Annotated in this window: 13 protein-coding genes; 11 read left to right on the forward strand and 2 right to left on the reverse strand. The window is 50.7% G+C overall.

Features of this window, described 5'->3' with window-relative positions; genetic code table 11:
- The first annotated feature begins 38 nt into the window (after positions 1-38).
- From MIB40_RS15760 to MIB40_RS15775, 4 genes are all read left to right on the forward strand, one after another.
- A complete protein-coding gene (locus MIB40_RS15760) occupies positions 39-203 on the forward strand; it encodes a hypothetical protein (protein WP_249696239.1) in 165 nt (54 codons plus the stop codon).
- Between the two features lie 326 nt (positions 204-529).
- Positions 530-1,366: a BKACE family enzyme gene (locus MIB40_RS15765; protein WP_249696241.1), complete on the forward strand. Its 837-nt coding sequence runs from the start codon at positions 530-532 to the stop codon at positions 1,364-1,366.
- A complete protein-coding gene (locus tag MIB40_RS15770) occupies positions 1,363-1,917 on the forward strand; it encodes a GNAT family N-acetyltransferase (protein WP_249696243.1) in 555 nt (184 codons plus the stop codon). The genes MIB40_RS15765 and MIB40_RS15770 overlap by 4 nt, the downstream gene beginning before the upstream one ends.
- A complete protein-coding gene (locus tag MIB40_RS15775; protein WP_249696245.1) occupies positions 1,914-2,978 on the forward strand; it encodes a hypothetical protein in 1,065 nt (354 codons plus the stop codon). The genes MIB40_RS15770 and MIB40_RS15775 overlap by 4 nt, the downstream gene beginning before the upstream one ends.
- Before the next feature lie 17 nt (positions 2,979-2,995).
- Here the strand turns inward: MIB40_RS15775 and tsaA are convergent, their stop codons facing one another.
- Positions 2,996-3,724 (reverse strand): tRNA (N6-threonylcarbamoyladenosine(37)-N6)-methyltransferase TrmO, encoded by a 729-nt coding sequence (tsaA, locus tag MIB40_RS15780; protein WP_249696247.1) that lies wholly within the window; start codon positions 3,722-3,724, stop codon positions 2,996-2,998.
- Positions 3,725-3,815: 91 nt separating this feature from the next.
- On the opposite strand from tsaA, the gene MIB40_RS19775 reads away from it, so the two are divergent.
- Positions 3,816-6,503: an ATP-binding protein gene (locus tag MIB40_RS19775; RefSeq protein WP_249696249.1), complete on the forward strand. Its 2,688-nt coding sequence runs from the start codon at positions 3,816-3,818 to the stop codon at positions 6,501-6,503.
- Positions 6,504-6,593: 90 nt separating this feature from the next.
- Entirely contained in the window at positions 6,594-7,565 is a 972-nt protein-coding gene (locus tag MIB40_RS15790) for an NUDIX domain-containing protein (RefSeq protein ID WP_249696252.1), read from the forward strand.
- Between the two features lie 302 nt (positions 7,566-7,867).
- Here MIB40_RS15790 and MIB40_RS15795 read toward each other — a convergent pair whose 3' ends face one another.
- Positions 7,868-8,482 (reverse strand): trimeric intracellular cation channel family protein, encoded by a 615-nt coding sequence (locus MIB40_RS15795; RefSeq protein WP_249696254.1) that lies wholly within the window; start codon positions 8,480-8,482, stop codon positions 7,868-7,870.
- Positions 8,483-8,643: 161 nt separating this feature from the next.
- Between MIB40_RS15795 and MIB40_RS15800 the strand changes: the two genes are divergently transcribed.
- From MIB40_RS15800 to msrA, 5 genes are all read left to right on the forward strand, one after another.
- Complete coding sequence (locus MIB40_RS15800; protein WP_249696256.1) at positions 8,644-8,793, forward strand: hypothetical protein; 150 nt, start codon at positions 8,644-8,646, stop codon at positions 8,791-8,793.
- 26 nt (positions 8,794-8,819) lie between these two features.
- On the forward strand, positions 8,820-9,005 hold the full coding sequence (locus tag MIB40_RS15805) for a hypothetical protein (protein ID WP_249696258.1): 186 nt from the start codon (positions 8,820-8,822) through the stop codon (positions 9,003-9,005).
- A 123-nt stretch (positions 9,006-9,128) separates the two neighbouring features.
- Positions 9,129-9,788: a 7-cyano-7-deazaguanine/7-aminomethyl-7-deazaguanine transporter gene (locus tag MIB40_RS15810; protein ID WP_249696260.1), complete on the forward strand. Its 660-nt coding sequence runs from the start codon at positions 9,129-9,131 to the stop codon at positions 9,786-9,788.
- Between the two features lie 241 nt (positions 9,789-10,029).
- A complete protein-coding gene (locus MIB40_RS15815) occupies positions 10,030-10,983 on the forward strand; it encodes an alpha/beta fold hydrolase (protein WP_249696263.1) in 954 nt (317 codons plus the stop codon).
- 84 nt (positions 10,984-11,067) lie between these two features.
- Positions 11,068-11,694 carry a peptide-methionine (S)-S-oxide reductase MsrA gene (gene msrA / locus MIB40_RS15820; protein ID WP_249696264.1) on the forward strand — a complete coding sequence of 209 codons (627 nt, stop codon included), beginning with the start codon at positions 11,068-11,070 and terminating at the stop codon, positions 11,692-11,694.
- Positions 11,695-12,601 lie beyond the last annotated feature (907 nt).

Here is a 12,601-nt window from a genome sequence, read left to right on the forward strand (position 1 = left end):
GTGCGCCGTCTGGATTCGTTTAAGTATAGGAAAAGAGGTTGAATCTGCCGATTTTCTATTTTGTCTTTGTTGAGGGGCCAGCTAACTGCACTGAAAATGCTAGATGGAAAGTCCATGGTTTTTGGGTTGAAATTGATGCTGAAAAAGCAGGGGTAAACATTGTTTACGCTGGGCTGTGGAGTGAAGATGGCGAGCGTCTATGAACTTCAAATTCTGAGGCATGGATGACTCAGAAGGGTAAAGCGTGTTTGGTTTAGAGCCGTTCTGGAGGGAGGTGGGCTGTCTATTATATTAGCTCAATGCTGGCTGTTTATAGGGTGTTCGATTTCTTTACAAATACCCTGTCAGTTTTGAATGCCAGCTGTTACAGGGCTTTTATCTCACTGTAATTGTTTGTGTTTTATATAGTGGATCATTTTTTGCTTTCCCAGACCGATGGGGCAGTTGTGTCAAGGGCGTTCTGCGCGCGCTAAGGCGGTAGGCTGGAATGCATGGACTCCCTGCACATTTATCGAGTAAGGAGGACGCGATGGATAAAGTGATAGTCAATGCGGCGCTGACTGGTATGGTGCCGACCAGAGATGACAATCCCTATATTCCCTTGAGCTGCGAAGAGATAGTCGCTGACGCCGTGCGAGTAGTTGGGGCGGGCGCTTCGGTATTGCACCTGCATATCCGTTACGAAAATGGTGAGCCGGCCTATGAAGGGGAGCGCTTTGGTCAACTATTCGATGCGGTAAGGAAAGCCTGCCCTGGGGTCATTATTAGCGGTTCGACCAGTGGTCGAACGGTGACTGAGTTGGAAAAACGAGCGGAAGTACTCGATGCCAGTCCAGACCTTGGATCCTTGACCATGGGGTCGCTTAATTTTCCCCGTCAGGCTTCAATAAATGCGCCTCAAACCATTGTCGGACTGGCTAGGAAAATGCGTGAACGGGGCATAGTACCGGAGATTGAACTGTTTGATTTGGGCATGGTTGATTATACCCGTACGTTGATTGAGCGAGGCGAGCTTAAAGGACCCTTTTACGCCAATATCCTCTTGGGTTCTCTTGGTACGCTGAGCAGTGGAGGCTTTAATCTTGCCATGATGGTTAATGCGTTGCCGTCAGGCATGATCTGGTCTGGCGCTGGTATCGGGCGATATCAGTTTGAAATGAACTGCCTGGCTTTGGCTATGGGAGGTCATGTCAGGGTAGGCCTGGAAGACAATATCTGGATGGACCCCTTAACCAAGCAAGACCCTGCCTCTAATGTTCGTTTGGTTGAGCGTGTTGTAGGCGTGGCCAGATCGATGGGGCGTGAACCTGCTTCCTGCGGTGAGGTACGCCAGTTGCTACAGCTGCCATTGGTCAGAGCCGCATGAGTTTAAGTGCTGAAAATCCCTTGGTGATCGAGCCTTACGAGGCATCGCATCTGGAAGAATTAGCCGCATTTCGTTTTCGGGCCTGGTGCGATGCGGGCATCGACCCCAGGTGTTTTCCTGAGCAGCAGTGGAGTGACCCCCACGATCATCTGCGTTTGCACTGGGTAGTGCGTGATCGGGGAGAAATTGTTGCAGCGGCTTCGTTGGGTATTCACGAGCGTTTGTGTGAAGTTGATGAAGCCGAGGTTTATATAGCTGCGGGTATTGATACTCCAGGTTCGTCGGCACAACAGGGCAGTAAGGGACCTGTAGGGGCACCGGCACGTGTGGCGGTATTATCAGCCTATCGCAGGCACGGTTTTGCTTCCTTACTGCTTGATCAACAGGATTTAGCCATGCGAGATGCCGGGGTGCACTTTGCCGTACGTCAGTCTTCTCCCTCTATGCAGAGATTGCTGCTTCCCCGAGGCTGGATCGATCATGGCCCGGCGCCAGCCGATCCTCGCTTTCCCGAAGTCGATTTTCATATCATGAGTTGGGACCTTTTATGATGGAGTTAACCGGAATGCCCGGCATCATTCATCGTTTGGGGGATGGTTTTAAATGGCGCTGGAATGGCTGGCGACGTGAACGTCAGCTGGCCGCTTGGCGGCATCAGGATCACAAAGAAAATAGTCGGCTTCATAAGAGTTTTCCCGCCATATTATTCTTAAGTGAATCAGCCCAGGAGGATCATTTCTATCGTTGTCTGCTGCAATGGATGGAAATCCATCGACCTCGGCTACGGGAACATGTGCGGTTAGACCGGCTACCCTGTAATCTGGATGACCATGGAGAGGTGGTCTTGCTTCATGCCTGGGTTCAAGACCCTGTGCGCGAGCGTGACGCTGGGCTCTGGACGCAACTGCAACGGGTGGAGCATCAGCTAACTTTACAGGGGGGGCGCATTGTTCAGCCGGGCCGAGTATTGTCTAACTCTGAACGTGTCACCATGATTGATCGTCTCAGTCACTTGCCCGTTCGTGTGCCTGGAGTGGCCCCGTTGGATCATAATTTCCCCCGGACGTTGGCAGGTTTGTCCTTTCCGCTGATTGTTCGGCCTCGCTTTGGGCATGGTGAGGGAATGACGCTGCTTGATAGCGAGTCAGAACTGGCCCTGTGGTGGCCAACAGCCGAAGCCGATCCCGAGCAGTGGGTCGCGCTGGAGTTTATTGATGTGCTCGATGGCGATGGTTATTACCGCAAATATCGCTATCTGGTGGTGGGAGATAAAGGTCTGCCCCGCCACCTGATGCATTGCTCCGGTTGGGAGGTACGCCCCGAGCAGCGGATTCGAACACCTGAAGCTTACGAAGAAGAGATGCAGTACCTCTCGAGTCCGGTGGCAGAGGCAGCAATATTCCATGCTGCCAGTAGGGCACTGGAGTTTGACTTTGCCGCTTTTGACTACAGCTACGATCGTGAGGGTGCTTTGGTGATATGGGAAGCCAATCCTTATCCGGATATCAGCCCCCCGAACACCCAAAGCTTTCCTGAACGCATCAAATATGTCGAGCAGTCCTGGGCCATGTACTGTGATTTTTATGCCAAAATCGCCGGTCTGGAGGCATAAGCTGCAGGCAGCTGTTTTTACGGCGAAATACATGGCTCCTGCTGCTGTACCTCGTAAACAACGAACCCCCCAGTCTCAATTCGCCAGCGAATATTCAGATCCCATAGACTCATACCAAAACTGCGTTCGTTGTTTTTGTTCAAATAAGCGGGCCTGGGATCCTGGGACAGAATCTGCTGGATGAGTAATTGTAACTGGCGTCCCTGTTGCTGCTCATATTGTTGGCAAATAGCCAGCGCTTCCTCCGTGAAGGTTACCGCAGTTTGCGCGCCAGGTTCGGGGGCGAAGCCTCCGCTGGCATCACTGATAATATCGGCATAGGGGAGATAGGGCTTGATATCTACCACTGGGGTCTGATCCAGAAGGTCGATACCGGATATCTCCAGTAGCAGTCGGCCATCTTGTTCAAGAATGTTTTCCAGACGTACTACTGACATGCCCAGAGGGTTCGGTCGGTGAGTGGAGCGTGTGGCAAATACGCCTATACGCTTCTTGCCACCAAGACGAGGGGGTCTGATGGTAGGCCGCCATCCTTCATCCATGGTTTGATGAAAAATGAAATGAATCCATAGATGGCTGAAACCTTCCAGCCCTGTCAGTGCTTCACGTCGGTTGTATGGGGGTAACAGTTCCAGCTGACCTCTAGCGGCCCGTACCAGCCCAGGTTGGCGGGGAATGCCAAACTTCTGTCGAAAGCAGGAGTGGATGATGCCTATCGGCTCAAAGGTGACGGATGTTATGCTCACAAGAGTAAAGAGATTTCCCTGAGTTGCAGTACAATGGTGTTGATTGTAACCAGTCAGTATTCTACCAATTTCTCAGAGGGCAGATAGCCGCGTGAAGATAAAAGCCAAGATCGTGATTATTGTGTGCGCGGTTATTCTGGCAGCCTTTATTACCACGGCCCTTCTCGTAGGGCTTAAATCCAGCGACACTGCCCGTTCTCAAGCCTATGAAATAGCGGAGCAGACGGCTCTGGGCAATAGCCGGGTCGTACAAACCCTATTGCAGAATGGCCTTTACAAGGCGCATATGTTGCGCGCGGCTATGTTGCAGATTATCGAAAGCGGCCATCTGGATCGCCAGCTCGCCAATCATATGCTGATCAGTGCTTTTGAGGATGATCTCAATATCTCCTCCGTTTGGGCGGTCTGGGAGCCTGATGTCTTCGATGGGCGAGATCTGGAATACGCCAATACTCCGGGTCATGATGCCACGGGCCGCTTCGTGCCGGCCTGGCAGTTAAAAACCAATCTGATTGTGCGCATGTCCACTGACCATCTGTTGGGAAGTGAGCTTTACGAGCGGATCAAACGAGACCGGGAAGAAGTCATCTATGAGCCGCCAAGAGAGAGCCAATATGCTGAAGGGCGGTTGTTGGTCAGTTTGGTGGTTCCTATCGTGGAGTACGATCGCTTTCTGGGTATCGTCGGGATTGATCTCGATTCCGGCGCACTGCAAAGCCAGGTTGTCAGAGCTCGCATCGATGAGCAGGGGTATGCGGGACTGGTATCTGCCCAGGGTGTGTTTTTTGCTCACAGCGCACCTCGTTTGGTTGGAGAAAGCCTGACAAATGATCCGGTGTATCAGCGTGCGCATCAAAACCTGATAGAGGGTAAAGTCTACAGTGAAGTGGTCTTCTCCCGTCAGTTACAGCAGGATATTCTCAAGATATATACCCCCATCGATGTGGGTACCGGTGAAGCCAGTTGGAGCTTTGTGGTCGGAGTACCGTTGCAGGCGGTATTGGCCAGTTCACGCTCATTAAGCCATTTTACGGGCATTATCGGTGTGGCAACATTGATCCTGGTGATCCTGGTGCTGTCCCTGTTGATTCAGCCCGTCGTCGATCCAATCAGTGAAATGGCAACGTTGTTGCGTGAATTAGCGAAAGGCAAAATTCGCCGTCCGCGACCTCGTGAGTTGGGTGGCGACGAGGTGGATGATATGTTTCAGAGCTATGCCCAGTTAATCGAAGCCAACGAAGAGATGAGCCGGGTGTGTGTTGCTATTGCCGAAGGCCATTTTAACCAGCGAATGGTCGAGCGAAGCGAAGATGATGTCGTGGCTCGTATCATTAACGATATGGCCAGTCGCCGGCAGTTAATTGATATGGAAATGAGATCAGCCAGGTTAGCCGCCGAGCAGGCAAACCGAGCCAAGAGCCAGTTTCTGTCCAGTATGAGTCACGAGTTACGAACCCCGCTTAATGGCGTGCTGGGTTATGTTCAGGTGCTGCTTCGTGACCAGACAGCGAACCAGAGTCAACGCCAGGCTCTAAGAGGTATCGAGAATTGTGGGCAGCATCTGCTTAGCCTGATTAACGATGTTCTGGATATTTCAAAAATTGAAAGTGGTCGCCTGGAATTGGAAGTTGGCTCAACCAATTTGTCGAAACTGCTGGACAGTGTAAGCGATATTATTCGCCAGCGGACACAAGGCAAGGGTCTGGAATTTGAACTGGATATTGCACCGGACCTGCCTCTCAGTATCGCCACGGATGAAGTCAAATTGCGTCAAATATTGATTAATCTGTTGGGTAACGCGATTAAATTTACCGAGCGCGGTCATGTTTTGTTAACAGTCAAGGAACTACCCGAACAGCAGGTGCTTGAGTTTAGCGTAGAAGATTCTGGTGTCGGTATTCCAGCGGACAAACTCAACACTATTTTTGAACCCTTCAAGCAAGCCGATGCGGGTCATCAAAACTCGGGTACCGGTTTGGGATTGGCGATTAGCCAGCGTTTATGTGAATTGATGGGGGGAGAACTTAGAGTTACCAGCAGGGAAGGGATAGGAAGTTGTTTTAGTTTTACTGTTCCGCTACGTGAAATGGATGATCAATCCCAATTGCAGTTGCTTGATGAGCGTTTGCAAGCGCCTCATCTGGTCAAGGGTCAACAGATTGAAGTTCTGATTGCTGATGATCAGGAAACTAATCGCGATATATTGTCTCGTTTGTTGGGTGAAGCCGGTTTTGAAACCAGTCAGGTTACTAATGGTCAGGAAGCGTTGGACTACCTGCAGCATACAAAAGTACCGTTAGTGTTAATGGATATTCGTATGCCGGTTATGAGCGGTACAGAGGCGGCCCGTAGAATTCGTGATGATATCTCGTGTAAAGATATTAAAGTCATTGCCGTTTCTGCTTCCGTTTTCCCTGATTTTGTCAGTCGTATGTCGGAATACGGTTTCGATGACTTTATCGCTAAACCTTTTCGGGCCTCGGAACTGTTTACTAAAATTCAACGCCATTTAGGGGTTGAATATGACCAGCAAGCCGATCAACTAGACCTGAATGAGCCTCATTCTAAGGAACTTCCCAGATTGTCATCGGAACTGGTTGAACACATACAACAGGCTGCCGACATTGGTGATATCGAAGCGCTAAGAGCCATAGAGTTGGAACTTGCCAGATTAGGTGATTCCGAACGACACCTGGCTTCTCGGCTCGGTGACCTGCTGGTGGAGTTTGATCTGGCCGCTATCCAGCAGCTGGTTGCTGAATTGGATGCATCGTCATGATTTCTGTTTGGAGGTGTGGATTGGCTATTGCAAGCGCCTCCCTGAACTCTTTGAGTGGTCTTGAGCTTATTTTGCTTGCAGAGCCGGTTAGTGATTGAAGTTACGGCAGCAATTGTCGAGCAAAAGGGCAAGGTTCTGGCCGCACGGCGTAAACCTGGAAACTCACTGGCTGGGCTTTGGGAGTTACCCGGAGGAAAAGTCGAAGCTGGAGAAACGCACCCTGTTTGCCTGCGTCGGGAGCTGATCGAAGAGTTGTCGATCCGCTGCGACATCGGCCAACATGTTTTCACCAATGAACATTGTTACGGGGATAAGCAGGTTCGTTTACATGCCTACGCTGCTCGTATCACTGAGGGTGAACCTCGCCTGCATGACCATGATCGATTATGCTGGCTCGAACCCGATCAGTTAATGGAGCTGAATTGGGCTCCTGCCGATATCCCTATTATTGAACATTACCTGAGCCTTTGCCGTCAGCGCAGTTGCCTGGATTATTATCAGCTGAATGCGAAGAACTACGCGCTGGAAACCCAGGGCGCGTTGATGACAGAACTCTATGCATTATTCGAAGCTGAGCTGCCCTCGGGGGCTCGCATTCTGGATCTGGGGTGTGGCTCCGGGCGAGATAGTCGTTTTTTCAAGAATAAGGGATATCGGGTAATGGCCGTGGATGCTTGTGAGGCCATGACAGAGCAGGCCTCGGAATATATCGGGTGCCCCGTGACCCGATTGATGGCGCAAGAGCTTAACGTAAAACAGTGTTACGAGGGTATCTGGTGCAGTGCCAGCTTGCTCCATTGTCGACAGCAGGAGCTGGCGTCTGTGTTTCATCGTATCGCGCGGGCGCTGGTGCCTGGTGGTATCTGTTTTGCCTCGTTTAAACTCGGCGACGGAGAACGAGTTGATGAACGGGGACGGTTTTTTTGTGATCAGAACACCGAATCGCTTACTAATATATTAGTGGAAGAAAAAGAACTGCAAATCATTCGGCTGTGGGAAGAGCAGACGCCGCTGCGTGGTGAACTTCAAGGCTGGTGTTCGGTGCTTGTGACGCGGGTCTAGCAGGTTGTTAATTTTCATTTTCGATGCAGTTAATAACGATCATACACACCGGAGTAGAGAGCCTTGATGGTTGAAAAATGACTGATTTTTGCCGATCTATAATGCCTCTGGGCAAGCCGGATAGGCCATCAATAGCCTGCCAGGTTGAACCTGCGACAATTTGCCTCATTGTAGGTTTTGTCGAATAACGTACACTCGACTCATACCTATCGACACCCGCACGTGTTGACTCAAGGCAGGCCCACAAGCCTGCCTTTTTTTTGTCTGCAGAATTATATCCAGAGGCCGGTAAAAGAGGAGGTCTAGGGCTTTTTGCCAGTAAAGCGGAAGGTCGGCAGGGAAAGGTTTTTTCGGATGGCCAAAACGCGAATGGTCAGGGTCACCAGGGCAGATACCAGCATTGCGAGGGCGAGTGGAGCTTCCAGGGACAACAGGCCGAGATAGGCCGCTGCTCCCATCATAGATGCGGCGGCATAAATTTCACGCCTGAGTACCATCGGTACCTGACCACATAGAATGTCACGCACCATTCCCCCCATCACACCGGTCATAATGCCCATCATGATGGCAATAGTAACTCCAGCGCCATAATCCAGAGCCTTTTGACAACCAATGATCGTGAACACCGCCAGGCCCAGAGCATCGGCGTATTTAAGTCCATAGAGATCGACCTGAATGCGCCGAGCACTCCAGAACACAATGATTGCGGTGATCACGCCAGACTGGATATACAGCGGATCACGCACCCAGAATACCGGGGTGGCCCCCAGAATAAGGTCTCGAAAGGTTCCACCGCCGATGGCAGTGGCAAGGGCCACTACCAGGACGCCAAAGAGATCCATGCGGCAACGTCCTGCAATCAGGCTACCTGAAATAGCAAACACCACCGTTCCAAATAGATCCAGCCAATACAGCATGTGGGTTTTTCCTAGGGCAAAGCGGCTAGTTTAAGGGCTCTTGAACCCAGCGTCATCCATAGCGGAAGAGAGCCGGTTCTCAATCGATGGTTTAGCGGTTGCCAAATCCTACTTCATAGCAATAGGATGGAAGGATGTAACCACTTATCAGGAGACAATTGATGGCAAACCCCGACGAGCAAACCACCCAGAAAAACGATGATTTTGATTTTCTGGAAGACGTGAACGATGACTACAGCAATGACGACTTTGTCGATAATCAAGCCAGTATCGATGCCGATAATGATTGCGGTGATTCCTGCAAGATCTGACGGAAAGGTTGCAAGAGTAATGACTTATGGGTGACATACTCCCTTTTAAGAAACCTTCCCTGAAGCAGAGGGCCAAGGGCAAGACCCTGTGCAAAAACGGTTTCCATAAGTGGGAAATTGAAACGCAGAAGCAGTTCGATGTTAAACAGGGCAGTCTTGTCACGGCTTGGCGCTGCAAGCGTTGTGGAGAGCGCAAGGTTAAAGCCCTCTAGCGCAAGATGAGTGCCTCCTAAAGGCGGATCAAAGCCTTTTAGAGGCTTTGCATCTGTGCAATAAATACCCTAGAATCCGCGCCGCGGTAGAGTTCCCTTACCTCATACAAAAAGGAAAGTATAATGAATCCCTCTTCTGTGCCTTTGCGGGCACTATATCTTCTCGTGTTGTTTCATATTCTGGTGATCGCTTCCAGCAACTATCTGGTGCAGATCCCCTTTACGCTTGCCGGTTTCCACACGACCTGGGGGGCCTTCAGTTTCCCCTTCATTTTTCTGGCAACCGACCTGACGGTGCGTATCTATGGCGCGGAATTGGCCAGGCGCATTATCTTTCGTGTGATGTTTCCCGCCTTGTTGATCTCTTATCTGGTATCGGTGCTTTTTTACGAGGGCGCGTTTCAGGGGGCTGAGTCCCTGTTGGAGTTCAATAGCTTTGTCGCCCGTATAGCCTTTGCCAGCTTTGCGGCCTATTTACTGGGTCAATTGATCGATATCCGGGTCTTCAATCGTCTTCGTTCACTCGGAGCCTGGTGGGTCGCACCGGCAGCCTCTACCATAATCGGCAATTTGCTGGATTCCCTGGTGTTCTTCTCCCTGGCCTTCTATCAGTCGACGGATCCCTTTATGGCCCAGCACTGGTTGGAAATCGGCTTGGTTGACTATGGTTATAAGCTGGCGGTGAGTCTGCTGTTCTTCCTGCCATTGTACGGCGTTATATTAAAACGCCTGCAGGGATGGTTGACTCAACAGTCTCCCAGGTCTCTGATCGAGACACCTTAGCAGGCCTTGCCAGTGCTTTGATCTTGCAAGGAGGGGCATGCCTGGTAGGGGATTGCGGCCTTTATAAAGAGAGACAGCCCGACGCTTGGGGTCGTCGAGCTGTCCGGGTAACATTGAAACCTTAGGAGTAGGTCAATGTTACTAACTAGTATAGACAGCGAAATTCTCTCAGCTATCCGTAATGACACCTGTTTCGATCGTGATAACCACCTAGTTTAAGGGCAAAGAGGCTTAGAGCTAAATGGAGCAAAAGGCTGTCGAAACGCGACAACCTGTCGCAACTGGCTATGTCACGAGCGGATCGTTACAGATTTATTATGAACGCAGGGGCGATCCATCCCACCCGCCCGTACTGTTATTGATGGGGGCTGGCTGCCAACTCAGTCTATGGCCACAGCCATTGTTGCAAGGGCTGCTCGAGTCGGGCTTCCAATTGGTTTTAATGGATAATCGGGACATTGGACTCTCGTCTCGAGTGAAGGCTGCCGCTAACCCTTCTGTGGCCACTCATCTGGTTCGCTACCTTCTGGGTCTCCCTGGTAAGGCCCATTACAGCTTGCACGACCTCGTCGATGATTGTCGTGTGTTGTTGGATCATCTGGGGTTAAGCTCGGTTCATCTGCTGGGTTACTCCATGGGGGGGATGGTGGCACAACTGTTATCGGCCGCTTACCCGGAGCGAATACGGTCGCTTAATCTTTTGATGTCGGGCAGCAATCATCCGAGGCTCATGTCGCCCTCATGGCGGGTTATTCGTGAGGTTCTTCGCGCTAGCCAACCCACCGATAACGAAGGCCTTTGCCAGCGCAGTTTCAATTTTTGGAAATGCATTGAAAGCCCGGGTTGGCCAGCAGATCCTGAACTTCTCTGGCAACAAGTGAAAAGTGATCTGCAACGCGGCTATGACCCTGACGGTTTTGAACGGCAGCTGCTGGCGATTTTTGCCACCGGAAGTTTGCGTTCCTGGTTGTGCCGCATCAAGGCCCCGACCCTGGTGCTGCATGGCACTGCTGACCCTTTAATTCCCTGTAGGGCTGGCCGGGACAGCGCTCGTCATATCCCAGAGGCACGATTTGAGTCGATCGAACAAATGGGGCATGACTTTCCCCCTGAACTATTACCAAGGCTTCACGCTTTGTTGTTCACGCACCTCCAACAAGTCGAAACAGGGCAAAAGCATCCGACGAGAGGATGATTGTTCTCTTCGAGAGCTGGCGACAGGATAGGATGGGCAAAAGTGCTGTCCTACTAAACAGATTCACGAATAAGGGAATGTTTCATGACTACCGATAGATCAACGCTGTTATCCGCCGAAGACTGTCTGCCCGGGCGTGATCAGCCCATCCGGGTTCCGCAAGCGCACCATGTCAATGGGCACCCCTTGCAAGCGCCATTTCCCAATACCATGCAGCAGGTCATATTTGGCCTGGGCTGCTTTTGGGGGGCTGAACGGCGTTTTTGGCAACAGAGTGGCGTTTATAGTACTGCGGTCGGATATGCAGGAGGCCATACGATAAATCCCTCCTATGAAGAGGTGTGCAGTGGGCTTACCGCACACACAGAAGTTGTGCTTGTGGTGTTTGACCCGGCAGAAATCGACTTTGAACAGTTATTGCGTGTTTTCTGGGAGAGCCATGATCCCACCCAGGGCATGAGGCAGGGCAACGATCGAGGTAGCCAATATCGATCGGCTATCTATTGCGATAATGAGCAACAACTCAAGCAGGCATTGGATAGCCGGGAAAGCTTCCAGCGACGATTGGAGCAGGTCGGTTTAGGGCCTATTACTTCGGAAATCAGTCTGAACAGGGTTTTTTACTATGCCGAAGAGTACCACCAGCAATATTTGTCCAAGAACCCGGCTGGCTATTGTGGTCTGCGAGGTACCGGGGTGACCTGCGGGTAATAGCTGGCCAGGCCGAACATGAATGAGTGCGAACGCACATAATAAAAACGGCATCGAGCTTTTAAACTCGATGCCGTATCTGCTGAACCGGTGCCCAGGATGGCTCACTCAGATTATTCCAGCCTAGTCGTAAAAACCTCAGATGGCGAATTGAATAGCCATTTTTTCGTTAAGAGTCACTTTCAGGTGGCACCTGCTGTCTGAGTATGTGGCATCGGATACGAAAGGAAAGGACAGTTTGTCGGGTATTGTTTTGGGGCAAATCTGGGAGCATAAAAAAACGGCTATGACCTAAGGGGGGAGTCATAGCCGTTTAGCTCAAATAACCCTTAACGCTTGGGGGATCGTAACCGGGTTTAACAACAACACATGGAGTAGCACTTTAAGTTCAACAATCTGTACTAACTATGACCCATGACGCTGGCGTAAAGTTCCCTATCGAGTGCATAAAAATATCAAAAAAACTTAACCTGTTGTTTTTAAAAGGATTTTGTTGTTTTTGAGGCAAAAAAAAGCGGTCATGACCTAAGGGGGAGAGTCATGACCGCGTCTAATATCTCTACAGCTCTTGGGGGGTGCTGTGAGATTACTATCAACACTAAACACAGGAGTAGTCACTAAGGGGGGTGATCTACTTAATTGGTAAGAGTCGATGCGTTGAAAAAAGTTCCGATTCTTAAATCGGTCACCGAACAAGGGAGAGGGTCGGTGATGACTTTTTTCGTTGCCTGTCTCAAAAACCAATGATGACAGAATAGAGTAAACAGGCTGTGTCGAATATTGGTAGATGCACGAGACCTAATGGGGAAACTACCTAGGGCACCTCTGATTAATTCGGATAGATCTCTGCGGATCCTAAAATGGTTTTTATCAAGGCGAAGCTCGCCGTTCATGTCGAGACCTGAAC

The sequence above is a fragment of the Aestuariirhabdus haliotis genome, from assembly GCF_023509475.1.
Taxonomy (GTDB): domain Bacteria; phylum Pseudomonadota; class Gammaproteobacteria; order Pseudomonadales; family Aestuariirhabdaceae; genus Aestuariirhabdus; species Aestuariirhabdus haliotis.